The sequence below is a fragment of the Caulobacter sp. GW821-FHT10F06 genome, from assembly GCF_058809215.1.
The window spans coordinates 312,233-326,960 of sequence record NZ_JBXASK010000004.1 but is presented as its reverse complement, the minus strand read 5'-3'; the positions used below and the strand labels follow the sequence as shown (position 1 = coordinate 326,960).

General features: G+C 69.0%; 15 protein-coding genes. 3 read left to right on the top strand and 12 right to left on the bottom strand.

The annotated features are described in order from the left end of the window. Positions 1-106 precede the first annotated feature (106 nt). From AC1RUS_RS10930 to AC1RUS_RS10910, 5 genes are all read right to left on the bottom strand, one after another. Complete coding sequence (locus AC1RUS_RS10930; protein WP_492915899.1) at positions 107-334, bottom strand: hypothetical protein; 228 nt, start codon at positions 332-334, stop codon at positions 107-109. Between the two features lie 155 nt (positions 335-489). Next, the gene (locus AC1RUS_RS10925; RefSeq protein ID WP_492915897.1) at positions 490-1,581 is read right to left on the bottom strand and encodes a S1C family serine protease; all 1,092 of its coding nucleotides are present in this window, start codon (positions 1,579-1,581) and stop codon (positions 490-492) included. 210 nt (positions 1,582-1,791) lie between these two features. Next, positions 1,792-2,733, bottom strand: coding sequence for a bifunctional riboflavin kinase/FAD synthetase (locus AC1RUS_RS10920; RefSeq protein WP_492915894.1), 942 nt, complete (start codon positions 2,731-2,733; stop codon positions 1,792-1,794). Next, the gene (locus AC1RUS_RS10915) at positions 2,733-3,158 is read right to left on the bottom strand and encodes a MaoC family dehydratase (RefSeq protein WP_492915892.1); all 426 of its coding nucleotides are present in this window, start codon (positions 3,156-3,158) and stop codon (positions 2,733-2,735) included. The genes AC1RUS_RS10920 and AC1RUS_RS10915 overlap by 1 nt, the downstream gene beginning before the upstream one ends. A 54-nt stretch (positions 3,159-3,212) precedes the next feature. Beyond that, positions 3,213-4,076 carry a TIGR01459 family HAD-type hydrolase gene (locus tag AC1RUS_RS10910; RefSeq protein WP_492915890.1) on the bottom strand — a complete coding sequence of 288 codons (864 nt, stop codon included), beginning with the start codon at positions 4,074-4,076 and terminating at the stop codon, positions 3,213-3,215. Positions 4,077-4,214: 138 nt separating this feature from the next. Between AC1RUS_RS10910 and AC1RUS_RS10905 the strand changes: the two genes are divergently transcribed. Next, the gene (locus AC1RUS_RS10905) at positions 4,215-4,781 is read left to right on the top strand and encodes an NnrU family protein (RefSeq protein ID WP_492915888.1); all 567 of its coding nucleotides are present in this window, start codon (positions 4,215-4,217) and stop codon (positions 4,779-4,781) included. A 157-nt stretch (positions 4,782-4,938) separates the two neighbouring features. Here the strand turns inward: AC1RUS_RS10905 and AC1RUS_RS10900 are convergent, their stop codons facing one another. From AC1RUS_RS10900 to tipF, 3 genes are all read right to left on the bottom strand, one after another. After that, positions 4,939-5,625 carry a 2OG-Fe(II) oxygenase gene (locus AC1RUS_RS10900; protein ID WP_492915886.1) on the bottom strand — a complete coding sequence of 229 codons (687 nt, stop codon included), beginning with the start codon at positions 5,623-5,625 and terminating at the stop codon, positions 4,939-4,941. Beyond that, the gene (locus tag AC1RUS_RS10895; protein WP_492915884.1) at positions 5,622-6,347 is read right to left on the bottom strand and encodes a methylated-DNA--[protein]-cysteine S-methyltransferase; all 726 of its coding nucleotides are present in this window, start codon (positions 6,345-6,347) and stop codon (positions 5,622-5,624) included. Before AC1RUS_RS10895 ends, AC1RUS_RS10900 begins: the two co-directional genes overlap by 4 nt. 83 nt (positions 6,348-6,430) lie before the next feature. Further along, on the bottom strand, positions 6,431-7,693 hold the full coding sequence (gene tipF / locus AC1RUS_RS10890) for a flagella assembly cyclic-di-GMP phosphodiesterase TipF (RefSeq protein WP_492915882.1): 1,263 nt from the start codon (positions 7,691-7,693) through the stop codon (positions 6,431-6,433). Positions 7,694-7,885: 192 nt separating this feature from the next. Between tipF and AC1RUS_RS10885 the strand changes: the two genes are divergently transcribed. Further along, on the top strand, positions 7,886-8,203 hold the full coding sequence (locus tag AC1RUS_RS10885) for a FeoA family protein (protein WP_492915880.1): 318 nt from the start codon (positions 7,886-7,888) through the stop codon (positions 8,201-8,203). An 8-nt stretch (positions 8,204-8,211) separates the two neighbouring features. Then, positions 8,212-10,107, top strand: a complete 1,896-nt coding sequence (feoB, locus tag AC1RUS_RS10880; protein WP_492916296.1) for a ferrous iron transport protein B — start codon at positions 8,212-8,214, stop codon at positions 10,105-10,107. 177 nt (positions 10,108-10,284) lie between these two features. Here feoB and AC1RUS_RS10875 read toward each other — a convergent pair whose 3' ends face one another. The 4 genes from AC1RUS_RS10875 to epmA all read right to left on the bottom strand — a co-directional run bounded on the left by AC1RUS_RS10875 (position 10,285) and on the right by epmA (position 14,684). Further along, positions 10,285-11,307, bottom strand: a complete 1,023-nt coding sequence (locus AC1RUS_RS10875; protein WP_492915878.1) for an amidohydrolase family protein — start codon at positions 11,305-11,307, stop codon at positions 10,285-10,287. A gap of 103 nt (positions 11,308-11,410) precedes the next feature. After that, positions 11,411-12,289: a 3-hydroxybutyryl-CoA dehydrogenase gene (locus AC1RUS_RS10870; RefSeq protein WP_492915876.1), complete on the bottom strand. Its 879-nt coding sequence runs from the start codon at positions 12,287-12,289 to the stop codon at positions 11,411-11,413. 127 nt (positions 12,290-12,416) lie between these two features. Beyond that, positions 12,417-13,466 (bottom strand): lysine-2,3-aminomutase-like protein, encoded by a 1,050-nt coding sequence (locus tag AC1RUS_RS10865; RefSeq protein ID WP_492915874.1) that lies wholly within the window; start codon positions 13,464-13,466, stop codon positions 12,417-12,419. 168 nt (positions 13,467-13,634) lie between these two features. Next, entirely contained in the window at positions 13,635-14,684 is a 1,050-nt protein-coding gene (epmA, locus tag AC1RUS_RS10860) for an EF-P lysine aminoacylase EpmA (protein ID WP_492915872.1), read from the bottom strand. Positions 14,685-14,728 lie beyond the last annotated feature (44 nt).

Below are 14,728 nucleotides of genomic sequence, written 5' to 3'. Positions count from 1 at the left end.
CGTCCGGCAGCGTCACGCCGGGCGGATAATTCGCGAGGTTTTCCGAACGAAAGTCATGACGCGGGGGATAGCAGAGCCGCGCGCCGGGCACAAACCGCCTTGGCGGCTATCGCGCCGGTTTGACCCGTCCGCGCAGCATCCACAGCGCCGCGCCGGTGCCGAACCAGGTGGCGAAGCTGGCATAGAGGAAGGCCTGCACGCTCTGCATGGCCGCCGCGCCCAGGGTGACGGTCATGGCGATGACCCACAGGGCCGTCAGGGTCCAGCCCTGCCAGGTGACGGGGGCGATCGCATAGGGAACGGCCTTGCGATCGGGGCGCCAGCCCTTCTGCATGAACAGTTCCCTGGCCCTGAACCAGTAGCGCATCGCACTCGCCTCTTGATGACGCGAAAAGTGTATCTGCGACATATGTACGCGTCTACCGCGAACAAATGCCTAACCGCGCGGTCACCGTGAATAGCGACTTGTCCACAGGCCGAGGCGCGAAATCAGGTGCGTTTGCGGATGCGGGGGGTGATCGACACGGTCATCAGCTTGCCCTCGCGGATCACCGTGAACGCCGTGGGCTTGTCGATGCTGTGATGGTCCAGCGCGCGCAGCAGGTCGTCCAGGCCCGTCAGCACCTGGTCGCCGGCCTGGATCAGCAGGTCGCCCTCGCGCAGGCCGGCCTTGGCGGCGGGACCGCCCGCGTCGACATGGGCCACGAACACCGCATAGGGCTGGGAGACGCCGGTGGCCTTGGCCAGGGCCGGCGGGATCGGCGCCTGCTGGGCGATCAGGCCGATGGAGCCGCGCCGCACGAAGCCGTGCTCCAGCAGTTCCTTGATCACATAGGTGGCCGTGTTGACGGCGACGGCGAAGCACAGGCCTTGGTAGCCGGCGATCACGGCGGTGGCGATGCCGACCACCTCGCCGGTGGAATTGACCAGCGGCCCGCCGCTGTTGCCGGGATTCAGCGCCGCGTCGGTCTGGATCAGGTCCTCGATCAGCCGGCCGCGCTCGCCGCGCAGGGAGCGGCCCAGCGCCGACACCACGCCGGTGGTCACCGTGGCCTCGAAGCCCAGCGGCGCGCCGATGGCGATGACCAGCTGGCCGCGCCGCAGCTTCTTGGAATTTCCAAGCTTGGCGACCGGGAGGCTGACGCCCTGGTCGATCTTCAGCACGGCCAGGTCGGTGTCGGGATCGTCGCCCACGCAACGCGCGGTCAGGCTGCGGCCCTCGGCGGTGATGATCACGAACCGGTTGGCGCCCTGCACCACGTGGCTGTTGGTCAGGATCAGTCCCCCGTCGGCGAAGGCGAAGCCCGAGCCGACGCCCTGCATGCGCGGGTCTTCCAGCATCGGATGGACCCGCACCACGGCCGGCCCCACCACCTCGACGGCGCGGACCACGGCGTTGGAATAGGCGTCCAGCAGGTCGCCGTCAGGTAGGGCGCAATAGCCGCCCTCGACCTCCAGCGCCTTGCCGGTGTCGAACACGAACTGGGCGTTGTCGGGATAGGCCAGGATCTCGTGGTGATGCCGCGCGGGCGCCGGGCGCCTGGCCCTGGCGAAATGCTCGTACTTGCGCGCCTTCAACATCCCGCCCCCGCAGTGGTTAACGGAGGTTAACAGCAGCGCTGGGCGGAGGGTAGGGGGATCGCCGATTGGGGGAATGGCTGACGCTTCAAGATGCTCCCCCTTTGGGGGAGCTGTCGCAGAGCGACTGAGGGGGTCCTCAACTGAGTATGCCGGGGAGGACCCCCTCCGGCCCTCCGGGCCACCTCCCCCAGAGGGGGAGGATCTAGCGAGTCAGAACCCCGGCGCCACGATCGCGCGGGCCTGAGCCTCGTCGCGGTGGATCTGCTCGACCATCAGCTCCAGGCTGTCGAACTTCAGCTCCGGCCTCAGGAAGGCGATCAGGTCGGTCTCGATGACCTGGCCGTAGAGATCCTCGTCGAAGTCGAACAGCCAGGTCTCCAGGCGGGTCTCGACGATGCCTGTCGTGGGGTTGTTGCCCAGGTTGGCGACGCCGGGCACTTCGCGGCCGTCGGGCAGGCGGGTGCGGGTGGCGTAGACGCCCAGCTTGGGCACCACATAGTCGACGATCTCGACATTGGCGGTGGGAAAGCCCAGCTGGCGGCCCAGCTGCTGGCCGCGCCGGACCACGCCCTCGATGGCGAAGGGACGGCCCAGGATGCGGTGCGCCTCCTCGGGATGGCCGTCGCGCAGGGCGTCGCGGACGCTGGTCGACGAGAACTTGTCGCCCGCCCGGCCCGCCACCGGTTCGGCGATCGAGACGCCGAAGCCCTTCTGGTCGCCATAGGCCTTCATGCCGTCGGCGCTGCCGGTGCGGCCCTTGCCGAACGAGATGTCGAACCCGGCCGCCACGTGCTTGACGCCGAGCCCCTCGACCAGAACCTGCTCGACGAACTCCTTGTCCGAGAAGCTGGCCATCTGGAAGTCGAACGGCAGCAGATAGAGGATGTCCACGCCCATGCCGGCCAGCACGCGGGCCTGCTGCTCGATGGTCATCAGCCGGAAGGCCGGCTCTGTGGGGCGGAACAGGCGGCGCGGGTGCGGGTCGAAGGTGATCACCCCCAGCGGAACCTTCAGGGCGCTGGCGGCCTTGGCGGCTTCGGCGATCACCTGCTGGTGGCCGCGATGCACGCCGTCGAAATTGCCCAGCGCCGCGGCGGCGCCCTTGGCCTCGGGCGGCAGGTCCTTCCAGCCGTGGACGATCTTCAGGGTCATCAGGCGGCCTTGCGCGGAACCAGGACCACGGCCTCGCCGTCGACCACCTTCTTGCCGTTCACCAGGCAGACGGTCGACAGGGTGACGTTGGCCTTGGCGGCGTCGATGGCGGTGACGGTGGCGCGGACGGTGACCGCGACGCCGATCTTCACAGGGCGCAGGAACTTCAGGGTCTGGGACAGATAGACCGCGCCGGGACCCGGCAGGGTGGTGCCCAGCAGAGCCGAGATGTAGCCCGCCGACAGCATGCCGTGGGCGATGCGCTCGCCGAAGGACGTGGTCGCCGCATAGTCGGCGTCTAGGTGCACGGGATTGGTGTCGCCGGTCACGTCGGCGAAGGCGACGATGTCGGCCTCGCCCACGTCGCGGACCAGTTCGGCGCTCTGGCCGACGGTCAGATCCTCGAGAAACAAACCCTGCATCACGGTCCTGCGGCGCCTTCTAATTTTCGCGGTCGAACTTAGCGGCTGGTTTGGCGATCACCAGACCAGATCGCCGACCGCGTGCGTGGCCCCGACCTTTTCGGCGGCCAGCAGGGCCAGCACGGCCTCGGGGTTCAACAGGCCGTCGGGACCGATGGCCTTTTCGCCATGGATGCCCTTGGCGATGAACAGGCAGGCCAGCTTCTGGTTCTGCGCACCCAGCACGTCGGTGATGACCCCGTCGCCGATGCACAGCACGCGCGAGCGGTCGACGGGCTTGCCGGTGAGGGCCTCGGCCTTGGCGATAGCCAGGTCGTAGATCGGCCCGAAAGGCTTGCCGGCCATGATCACCTCGCCGCCCAGGCTCTCATAGAGGTCGGCCAGGGCGCCGGCGCAGAAGATCAGCTTGTCGCCGCGCTGCACCACGCGGTCGGGATTGGCGCAGATGAAGGTCAGACCGCGCTTGGCCGCCACGGTCAGGCGGTCGCGATAGTCCTCGGGGATCTCGGTCTCGTCGTCATAGAGGCCGCTGCAGCCGATGAAGTCGGCGTCCTCGCAGGTCCCGGTCAGGTCGAGATCGAAACCGTCGTAGAGCGGCGCGTCGCGGTCGGGGCCGATCCGCCAGACCTTGCCCGGCGCGCGCGCCTCGAGCAGGGCGCGGGTGGCGTCCCCGGAGGTCACGAACCCGCTCCAGGCCGATCGCGGCACGTCCAGGCTGTCCAGCTGCGAGACCACGTCGTGCGACGGACGCGGGGCGTTGGAGATCAGCACCACCGGCCCGACGGTCGCGCCCCACTGGGTGAGCGCGTCGCAGGCTTCCGGAAAGCTTCGCACGCCGTTGTGGATCACGCCCCAGACGTCGCACAGGACGATGTCGTAGAGGTCGCGAAGGGCGGACAGGCGTTCTGGGAAATCCATCATGGGGGCGGCGGTACCGGTCAGGGGCGGGGGCGTCAACGCTGGAGGGCTTAACTGAGCCTTGCTGGGCCGGTTTCAAGAGGTCGCTTTCGAAGACCGGCGTTCCATGACTATCCTCGCGGCAAAGCCGGGGAGGGCGCGATGACCATTCTGATCCTGGGACTGGCGGTGTTCTTCGCCATCCATTCGGTGCGCATCCTCGCCGGCCCCTTCCGCGACGCCCAGGTCGCCGCCAACCCGGGACGCTGGAAGGGCCTCTATTCCCTGGTGGCGGCGGTCGGGCTGGGCCTGATCATCTGGGGCTGGACCCTCTATCGCCCCGCCGCGCCGCAGCTCTACGACCCGCCGGCCTGGGGACGCCACGCGGCGCTGGGCCTGGTGTGGATCGCCTTCATCCTGCTGGCGGGCTCGAACGGGCCGGTGGGACGGATCAAGGCGGCGGTGCGCCATCCGATGCTGATCGGCGTCATCCTGTGGTCGACGGGCCATCTGTTGGCCAATGGCGACCAGGCCTCGGTGCTGCTGTTCGGATCGTTCCTCGTGTGGGCAGTGGTTGATCTGATCTCGGCCCTGGGCCGCCGGGAGCCCGCGCCGGTGGCCGCCAAGCCGGTGGCCGACCTGATCATGGTGGTGGCGGGGACGGCGCTTTATGCGGTGTTCGTGCTGGTGCTGCACCGGATGTTGTTTGGGGTTTCGCCGATCGGCTAGCGCCGGACGCCCCCTCCGTCTCGGCGCTGATAGCGCCGATCCACCTCCCCCGTTTCACAGGGGAGGAGGGAGCGTTCTTCTCCTGCCCCGTGAAACGGGGGAGGTGGCGCGATGCGAATACGCATCGTGACGGAGGGGGCGTCCGGCGCCAGCCACCTCACGTCGCATCGTGAAAGATCACCCCCAGCGTTCGTCTCCGCCCTGATCGGATCTCGCTGACCCCGTGCCGCAGCACCCGCCGGTGGACGCCCCGCGTCCCCTCCGCCGGTCGCTCGCGCACCGCGAAGATCACGCCCTGGCCCTGGGTCAGGGGCACGACCTGCGGCGCGGACTGCTGGCGGGGGCGCTGTTCGACCAGCACGAACTCCCCACCCGTAAAGTCGCGACCGGGCTCGTCCAGCAGGAACGCCGCCTGCAGCGGAAAGACGTGGTCGCCATAGAGGTCCTGGTGCAGGCAGTTGTAGTCGCCCGGCCCGTAGGTCAGCATCAGCGGCGTCGGCCGGACTTGCCCCGCCTCGCGGCAGCGCTCGATCATCTCGTCCAGCGTCTCTGGAAAGCGGCGCTCTTCGCCCAGCCGCGTCGCCCAGCGATTGGCGACCCAGGCCAGCGGCGGATAGAGGCTCTCGCGCATCGTCTGGATCGGCGCCGGCAACGGATAGGCGAAATACTGGTACTCGCCCTTGCCGAAGCCGTGCCGGGCCATGACCACCTTGCTGCGGAACAGGCCCGGCTGGTCGTAGAGCGCCGCCAGGTCCGCGCACTGCGCCGGCGTCAGCAGCGGACCGGTCAGGGCCCAGCCGCGCGCGTCGAGTTCGGCGGCGATGCGTTTCCAGTCCAGAGTCACGCCGCCTCGCGCGCCAGCAAGGCCGCCTTGCGCTCGACGCCCCAGCGGTAGCCCGACAGGCCGCCGTCGGCGCGCACCACGCGGTGGCAGGGCGTGACCACCGCCAGCGGATTGGCCCCGCAAGCGTTGGCCACCACCCGCGCGGCGCTGGGTCGTCCGATAGCGCGGGCCAGCTCGGCATAGGACACCGTCCGGCCGGCCGGGATCGCGCGCAGCGCCGCCCAGACGGCCTTCTGCAGGTCGGTGCCCTGGTCGTCGATCGGCAGGGCAAGGCCCGCCTCGGGATGATCGATCAGTCGGGCGACAGCGGCCAGTTCCGCCGCCAGGCCTTCGGGATCGGCGACCAACCGCGCGGCGGGGAAGCGCTTTTCGAGGTCGGCCGTCAGGGCGGCCGCGTCGTCGCCCAGGGTCAGCAGGCGCAGGCCCTTGGCCGAGCGGGCGACCAGCGCCAGGCCCAGGCTAGTGGCGACGGTGGCGTGGCGAAGAGTTTCCCGCTCGACGTCGGGCTTGCAGCGCAGGCAGGCCCGGAAGCCGGCGGCGCGGGCGCTCTCTCGGCTGTCGTGGAACTCGACGTTCCTGCGCAGCGGACGCCCGCCGCAGCTGGCCACGCAATAGACGCCGGTGGTGCGCACGGCGATGTAGAAGGCGCCTTCGGCGGCGCGGTCCTTGGCGCGCATGGCCTCCCAGCGCGCGTCGTCGGTGGGGTAGATCGAAGCGGTCATCGGATGTCTCCTCTGTTGAGAAGACGATGCGCCCGTCAGGTCAGCGGGTCATTCCGATGCTTGCGATCGGGTACCCAAAACTGTCACCAGCCTGAGGCCCGGCGGCGCATGGCGCTGCGCATGAAGTCGACGGGCGGCTCGGCCTCGGCCAGCACGGCGTCGCGGATGGCGCGCGGCTCGCCGAACAGGTGGCCCTGGCCGTAGCCGATGTCGAGATCGAGGATCTCGGCGATCTGCTTTTCGGCTTCCACCTTCTCGACGATCACCTCAATGCCGTAGCGGCGGGTCAAGGCGGCGAAGTCGCTGGCGTTCAGGTCGGGCAGCGAGGCGATGACCAGCTTGCCGTCCTCTTCCTGCAGCTGGTCCAGCATCATCTGAGCGCCGACCTTCAGGAACTTCACGTCGGCGCGGGCCAGGTCCTGGAAGTCCAGGTCCAGGTCGCTGACCTTGTCGAGGCTGAAGCTGAAGCCCAGGCTGGCCAGACGCGACATGTGGCGGGCCTCGACGGCGCCGCGGCGCTCGAAGGCGGCCTGACCCAGTTCGAAGATTACCGCGCCGGCCAGATCCTTGTTGGCCTGCATGAATTCCAGGAACTGCGGGAAGAAGGTCTCGTCGGCCAGGCTGGCCAGCGAGATGTTGCAGAAGATCCCGACCTTGCGATCCTGCTTGGCCAGGCGGCGCACGATCTGCACGCAGCGGAACAGCAGCAGGTTGTCGATGGCGGTCATCAGGCCTTCCGGCTCGGCGACGGCGAGGTACTCGGCGGGCATCATCACCCGGCCGGTCTCGTCGCGCAGGCGCGAGAAGCTTTCGTAGAAGACGGTCCGGCGCTGGGGCAGGCTGACGATGGGCTGCAGGTAGAGGTCGACGCGGTTCTCGGCCAGGGCGTCCTGCACCACTTCCAGCATCACGTTCGACTGCGGCGTGCGGCCGCGAACCTCGACGCGGGCGGCGGCGACCTGGTGGGTCAGCTGGTTTTCCAGCCGCTCGTTCATGCCGGCGATCAGGTCTTCCAGTTGGTGGACCTCGCTCGACAGCTCCTCGGAGCGGCGCTGGGCGTCCTGGGCGACGCTGTCGACCAGCTCGGTCATGCGCGCGTCGATCTTCTCGATCTGGTCCAGCAGGATGGCGTGGGCCTCGCGCACGGTGTCGAGGTCCATGCGGGTGCGGGCGCCGTCGAAGGCGTTGGCGATCAGGCCATGGAACGCGAAGCACAGGCCCAGCGTGCCGATGAAGGCGGACAGACCGACAGCCGGCGCCGCCCCCGTGCGCCACAGCACCAGGGAGATGATCAGAGCCAGACAAAGATAGGCGCCCGTGAGCAGCCCCAGCATCAGCCGTCGCATCAGTACGTCCACACGAATCGTTACAGGCAATCAGACCGGTCCGAGTTCCAAGAGTCGAACATATTAACGCGCCTGCGCCGATACGCCTCGCCCCTCGGGAGTCTTTTGCACCATAACTCAACCTGGCTAGATCGCCGCATCGACAGCGCCGCCGTGGACTGATAATCACTCGCAAGTTTTCGCGGAGCGGTCATGTCCGACGCCCTTGCCTTCGATTCCAGCTTTGATCCTGCTCTCGCCGAGCGTTCGCTCGGCGCGGCGCGCAAGGGCGCGCGCGGCGTGATCGTGCGGGTCACCGGCGAGACGGGGGCGGCCGAGGCCGTGGAAGCCCAAGAGCTTGAGCGACGCCTGCTGGAGATGGGCTTCGTGGAAGGCGCGCGGATCGAGGTCCTGCACGAGGGACTGTTCGGCCGCGATCCGATCGCCGTGCGGGTGGACGACACCCGCGTGGCCCTGCGCCGCCGCGAGGCCGGCGCCGTCACCGTGAAGTTCGACGGGACCCAGTCTTGAGCACCGACATCGGCGTCATCACGCCTCCCCCCGTCCAGGCCACGCCCGCCGTGGCGCGCATCGCGCTGGTCGGCAATCCCAACTCCGGCAAGACGGCGCTGTTCAACGCCCTGACCGGCAGCCGCCAGAAGGTGGCCAACTACGCCGGCGTGACCGTCGAGCGGAAGGAAGGCGTGCTGCAAGCGCCCAGCGGCCGCACCCTGCGGGTGCTCGACCTGCCAGGCACCTATTCCTTGCGCGCCCGCAGCCCCGACGAGGCGGTGACCCGCGACGCCATCCTGGGCCGTCTGGCCGGCGAAGAGGCTCCGCAGGTGCTGATCTGCGTGGCCGACGCCACGAACCTGCGGCTGGTGCTGCGCCTGGCGCTGGAGCTCAAGCAGGTGGGCCGCCCGTTCGTCCTGGCCCTCAACATGTTCGACATCGCCCAGCGTCAGGGCCTGCGGATCGACCTCGAGCAGCTGTCGGCCCAGGTCGGCGCGCCGATCGTCACCACGGTGGCCACCCGCAAGCGCGGGCTGGACGAGCTGATCGCTCAGGTCGAGGCGTTGACGATCAGCCACGCCGGCGAGACCGCCAACACCTGGCGCGAGCCCGACGCCGGCGAGATCCGCGCCGCCCACGCCGAGGCTCAGCGCATCTTCAAGGCTTGCGTGAAGCCGCCCGAACGTCCCGACACCGTCACGGGCAAGATCGACAACGTGCTGCTGCATCCGGCGGCGGGCCTGGCGATCCTGCTGACCCTGCTGTTCGTGATGTTCCAGGCGGTGTTCACCTGGGCCACGGTCCCTGCGGACGCCATCGATGGCGGTTTCGCGGCCCTTGCCGGCTGGGTGTCGGACGTCCTGCCGCACGGCCTGCTGGCCAGCTTCATCGCCGACGGCCTGATCGCCGGCGTCGGCAGCGTGCTGGTGTTCCTGCCGCAGATCCTGATCCTGTTCTTCTTCATCCTGCTGTTGGAAGACAGCGGCTACATGGCCCGCGCGGCCTTCCTGATGGACAAGATCATGGGCGGGGCGGGCCTGCACGGCCGGGCCTTTATCCCGCTGCTGTCCAGCTTCGCCTGCGCCATTCCCGGGATCATGTCGACGCGGGTGATCGACAACAAGCACGACCGCCTGACCACCATCCTGGTCGCGCCGCTGATGACCTGCTCGGCCCGCATCCCGGTCTACACCCTGATCATCGGGGCCTTCATCCCGCACCAGACTGTGTGGGGCGTGCTGTCCCTGCAAGGCCTGGTGATGTTCGGCCTCTACGCTGGCGGCATCGTCAGCGCCCTGGCCGTGTCGTTCGTCCTGCGGAGCGTCTTCTGGCGCGGCACGGTCGAGCCCTTCATGATGGAGCTGCCGACCTATCGCTGGCCCGAGCCGCGCAACGTGTTGATCAATCTGTGGACCCGGGCCCAGATCTTCCTGAACCGCGCCGGCCGCATCATCCTGCCGCTGATGGTGCTGGTCTGGGTGCTGTCGACCTTCCCCTATCCGCCCGAGGGCGCGACGGGCCCGGCCATCGACTACAGCTTCGCCGGCCGCATCGGCCACTTCATCGCGCCGGTCATGGCTCCGATCGGCTTCAACTGGCAGATGACGATCGCCCTGATCCCGGGCTTCGCCGCCCGCGAGGTGGCGGTGGCCGCCCTGGGCACCGTCTACGCCGTCGGCGGCGACGACGATGCGGGCACCAAGCTGGGCGTGCTGCTGGCCGGCAAGTGGTCTCTGGCCACCGCCCTGTCGTTCCTGGCCTGGTACATCTTCGCCCCGCAATGCGCGGCGACCCTGGGCGTGGTCAAACGCGAGACCAACAGCTGGACCTGGCCGACGGTGATGTTCCTGTACATGACCGGCCTGGCCTACCTGGCCTCGTTCGCCACCTACCACATCGCCGTGGCGATGGGGGCGGGGTAGGCGCGCTTCAGTCCTCGGTCGCAATTCATAGCATCGTCATTCCGGGCCTTGTGCCCGGAACCCCTCTCTCCGCCGCAGGTGCAGATGGGAGCCGCGCTGAGCGCCGGCGCTTCACGTGCAAGCTGAACCAGGGGTCCCGGGCACAAGGCCCGGGATGACGGGATTTATGGGTGGCGATCAGTGGGGCTTTCCACCCACTCCGCCCGGGTCGATCCGCAGGAACGTCGCGGCGTTGCCGTAGAGGATCTTGCGCTTCTGCGCCGCCGTCAGCACCGGCGCCTTGCGGATCCGCTCGATCCCCACGCCCACCAGGTCGGGCCACACCATCTGGTCCGAGCCGTAGAGGATGCGATCCTCGAAACCGGCGTCGATCAGGCCCTTCAGATACGGGTAGAAGTCGGCGTCCCGATAGAGGCCCGCCAGCACGCCGATTTCGGCATAGACCTGCGGATGGGCGTACATCAGGGCGATCATCCGCTCCTTCATCGGCCAGCCGGCGTGGACCACGAACACCCGCAGCTTGGGATGAGCCACCAGCACCGGCTCCAGCAACAGCGGATCAGACAGGCTGGCGCGATAGTTCGGGGTGGCGAAGTAGGTGACGCCCGGCGCCCCCGGACCCATGTGGATGCCGACCGGAATGTCCAGCTCCTCGGCCAGCGCCCAGTAGGGCTCCATGCGCGGGTCGGTCGGAGCGATCCCGGCGTATTGGAAGGTCAGCTCCATCAGCGCCTTGACCTTGCCCTCGGCGTGCAGCCGGCGGATCTCGGCCACCGACGGCAGCTTGTCGGGCGAGCTGGCGCCGATCGCGGGCAGGATGCGGTCGGGCGCGTCCTGCCGCCAGCGCTCGACGATCTTCGGGTCGCCGCCGGCTATGGCGTAGACGTCGTACTTGCGCAGCATCTCGATCGTGCGCTGGCGAAGCTCGTCGTCGGTCGCGGCCCCGCGCACCTTCTTGGGGCAATCGGGAGCGATGAACATGCCCTGGACGTAGGCGTCGAGGCCGCCGCGGCCGGGGTCCATGGGCTTCCAGGCCGGGAAGGGCGTGCAGACATATTGCTGCGGCGGACCCTCGGAATCGGCCGTGTCCGCGTGGATGTGCATGTCGATGACCGGCTGGCGCGGCGCGGCCAAGGCCGACATCGTCGCGCCGGCCCAGAGGGCGGTCGAGATCGCGATGACTCTTCCAGATCGACCCATGCCCGTCCCCCGCCCCGTGAGGACGGCAGAGTAGGCGCGATACCGGCGTTACGCCAAGGTCTCACGGAGGCTTGCGCCGCGCTCGCCGCGCGGCGCCCGGTTGCTAGCGCGTCGGAACCGGCGTCTCGCCGCGATAGTCGTAGAAGCCTCGGCCGGCCTTCTTGCCCAGCCAGCCGGCTTCCACGTACTTCACCAGCAGCGGGCAGGGACGGTACTTGCTGTCCGCCAGACCCTCGTGCAGCACGTTCATGATGCTCAGCACGGTGTCCAGGCCGATGAAGTCGCCCAGTTCCAGCGGGCCCATCGGATGGTTGGCGCCCAGCTTCATGGCGGTGTCGATGGCGTCGACCGTGCCCACGCCCTCGTACAGGGTGTAGATCGCCTCGTTGATCATCGGCACCAGCACGCGGTTGACGATGAAGGCCGGGAAGTCTTCGGCGTTCGACGTGATCTTGCCCAGCGACTGGGCGAAGGTCACGGCGCGCTCATAGGTCGGCACGTCGGTGGCGATGCCGCGAATGATCTCGACCAGCTTCATCAGCGGGACCGGGTTCATGAAGTGCAGGCCGATGAACCGCTCGGGACGATCGGTGGCCGAGGCCAGGCGGGTGATCGAGATCGACGAGGTGTTGGAGGCCAGCAGGGTGTCCGGCTTCAGGTGCGGCTGCAGGCTGCGGAAGATGGCCTTCTTGGTCTCTTCGTTCTCGGTGGCCGCCTCGATGGCCAGATCGGCCTGACCGACCAGCTCCAGGCCCTCGGCGGGCTTGATGCGGGCCAGGGCGCCGGCCATGGCGGCGTCGTCGATGATGCCGCGGCCGACCTGACGGGCCAGGTTCTTTTCGATCAGCACCAGGCCCGCGTCGATGCGGTCCCGCGAGACGTCGTGCAACACGACATCGTAGCCCGCGAGCGCGCAGACATGCGCGATGCCGGAGCCCATCTGGCCCGCGCCGATTACGCCGACCGTCTTGATATCACTCATGAACGCCAAGCCTTCGCTTGATACGGCGGCGGTTCTTCGTCCGCGCCTTCTATTGTGGCGCCGTTTCTAGCACGAGAAACCACACTCTCGTCCAGGCTTTGCTGCGCCGCAGCGCGGAACGGCCGCGCTAACCCTCGCCGTGGCCGATGGGCGGATAGGGATGGGCCTGGCCCCGCGGATCTTCCACTGCGCCGCCGTCCAGATAGCGCGGGCCGATCGGGACCTTTCCGTGGCCGCCGGGGATGTCGAGGATGTAGGTCGGCTGGGCCAGGCCCGAGACGTCGCCGCGCAGGGCCTTCATCAGCGCCTGGCCGGCCTCGAGACTGGTGCGCAGGTGGCTGGTGCCCGGCGCGTGGTCGTGATGGTGCAGGTAGTAGGGCTTGATCCGTGTCTCGACGAAGGCCCGCATCAGGTCGGCCAGGGTCTCGGCGTCGTCGTTGATCCCGGCCAGCAGCACGGTCTGGCTGATCATCGGGATCCCGGCGTCGACGATCCTGGCGCAGGCGGCGCGGGCGGCCGGCGTCAGCTCGCGGGCGTGGTTGGCGTGCAGGGCCACATAGACCGCCTTGCCCGAGGCCTTCAGCGCCGCGACCATCTCGTCGGTGATCGCCGCCGGATCGACGGCCGGCACGCGGGTGTGGAAGCGCGCCACCTTCACGTGGTCGATCTTCGCCAGCCGTTCGCCGATGTCGCGGATGCGGCGGGGCGACAGCACCAGCGGATCGCCGCCGGTGACGATCACCTCCCAGATTTCCGGACGGGCGGCGATATAGGCGAAGGCGGCGTCCAGCTCGGCCGGCGACAGGGTCTTGAGCCCCTCGGGCCCGACCATCTCGCGGCGGAAGCAGAACCGGCAATAGACCGCGCAGGTGTGGGTGGGCTTCAGCAGCACCCGGTCGGGATAGCGATGGACGATCCCTTCGACCGGACTGTGGGTCAGGTCGCCGATCGGGTCGGGGTCCTCGCCAGGCGCGCCGACCAGCTCGGCGGTCTGCGGCACGAACTGGCGGGCGATGGGGTCGGCGGCGTTGGCCGGCTCGATCAGCGCGGCCATGTCCGCCGTGATCGCCACCGCATACTGCGCCGCCACGCGCTCCAGCGCTGGCAACCGCTCGGGAGCGATCAGGCCGGCGTCGGCCAGGGCGGCTGCGCTGCGGAGGGTGCTGGCGGGGGACATGAGGGGCGGGGATATGGGCCAAAAGGGCCTTGGAAGCAATGTCGGAGGCCGTTGAGGACCCCCTCAGTCGCTCCGCGACAGCTCCCCCGAAGGGGGAGCATCTGCTCGGCGTAGATCCTCCCCCTTTGGGGGAGGTGGCCCAGAGGGCCGGAGGGGGTCCTCTCCGGTCTAGGCCACCGGCACCCACATCACCTGATCCACCCGCTGCGCGCCCGCCGCCAGCATCACCAGCCGGTCGAAGCCCAAGGCCGATCCCGACGCGTCCGGCATGATCTCCAGCGCCGCCAGGAAGTCCTCGTCGATGGGGTAGCGCTCGCCATAGATCCGGGCCTTCTCGTCCATCTCGGCCTCGAACCGGCGGCGCTGCTCGGCTGCGTCGGTGAGTTCGCCAAACGCGTTGGCCAGTTCGACCCCGCAGGCATAGAGCTCGAAGCGTTCGGCTACGCGCGGATCGCCCGGCTTGGGCCGCGCCAGGGCGGCCTCGGCCAGGGGGTATTCACACAGGATCGTCGCCCGGCCCTGGCCGAGATTGGGCTCGACCTTCTCGACGATCACCCGGCTAAAGACGTCGGCCCAGCTGTCGTCGTCGGCCACCCGGATCCCCGCCGCCCGCGCCGAGGCGGCCAGGGCGTCGCGGTCGGTCTCGCCGCTCGCGCCCAGGCTGGCCAGCAGGTTCACGCCCGCATGGCGCGCGAACGCCTCGGCGACGCTCAGCCGTTCCGGCGCGGCGAAGGGATCGCAGCTCATGCCCCGGAACGCGAAAGCCTTGGTCCCCGCCGTCTCGGCGGCGATCGACAGCAGGGTCGCGCAGTCGTCCATCAGCGTCTCGTACGGCGCGCCGGCCCGGTACCATTCCAGCATGACGAACTCGGGATGGTGCAGCGGCCCGCGCTCGCGGTTGCGCCACACCCGGGCGAAATCGAAGATCTTCTCTTCCCCCGCCGCCAGCAGCTTCTTGCAGGCGAATTCGGGCGAGGTGTGCAGGTGGAAGGTCTGGTCCGGCTCGCCGGCCAGGCTCAGCATCGTGGTGGAAAAGGCGTGCAGGTGGGCCTCGTTGCCGGGCGAGACCTGCAGGGCGGCGGCCTCGACCTCGACGAAGCCCTGGCCCTCGAACCAGCCCCGCACGGCGCGGGTGATGGCGTTGCGGGCCAGCAGGAAGGGCCGGCGATCGGCGTGGATCGACGGCGTCCACCAGGGCGAAGGCGTATCGGCGGCCACGGGGCCTCCCGCAACAGAGACTGGCGATCTTGCCGCGTTCGCTA

Bases quoted from the DNA above. Each gene is read 5' to 3' on its own strand.
- AC1RUS_RS10930 (WP_492915899.1), bottom strand. From the start codon at position 334: ATGCAGAAGGGCTGGCGCCCCGATCGCAAGGCCGTTCCCTATGCGATC.
- AC1RUS_RS10925 (WP_492915897.1), bottom strand. From the start codon at position 1,581: ATGTTGAAGGCGCGCAAGTACGAGCATTTCGCCAGGGCCAGGCGCCCG.
- AC1RUS_RS10920 (WP_492915894.1), bottom strand. From the start codon at position 2,733: ATGACCCTGAAGATCGTCCACGGCTGGAAGGACCTGCCGCCCGAGGCC.
- AC1RUS_RS10910 (WP_492915890.1), bottom strand. From the start codon at position 4,076: ATGATGGATTTCCCAGAACGCCTGTCCGCCCTTCGCGACCTCTACGAC.
- AC1RUS_RS10905 (WP_492915888.1), top strand. From the start codon at position 4,215: ATGACCATTCTGATCCTGGGACTGGCGGTGTTCTTCGCCATCCATTCG.
- AC1RUS_RS10895 (WP_492915884.1), bottom strand. From the start codon at position 6,347: ATGACCGCTTCGATCTACCCCACCGACGACGCGCGCTGGGAGGCCATG.
- tipF (WP_492915882.1), bottom strand. From the start codon at position 7,693: ATGCGACGGCTGATGCTGGGGCTGCTCACGGGCGCCTATCTTTGTCTG.
- AC1RUS_RS10885 (WP_492915880.1), top strand. From the start codon at position 7,886: ATGTCCGACGCCCTTGCCTTCGATTCCAGCTTTGATCCTGCTCTCGCC.
- AC1RUS_RS10875 (WP_492915878.1), bottom strand. From the start codon at position 11,307: ATGGGTCGATCTGGAAGAGTCATCGCGATCTCGACCGCCCTCTGGGCC.
- AC1RUS_RS10870 (WP_492915876.1), bottom strand. From the start codon at position 12,289: ATGAGTGATATCAAGACGGTCGGCGTAATCGGCGCGGGCCAGATGGGC.
- AC1RUS_RS10865 (WP_492915874.1), bottom strand. From the start codon at position 13,466: ATGTCCCCCGCCAGCACCCTCCGCAGCGCAGCCGCCCTGGCCGACGCC.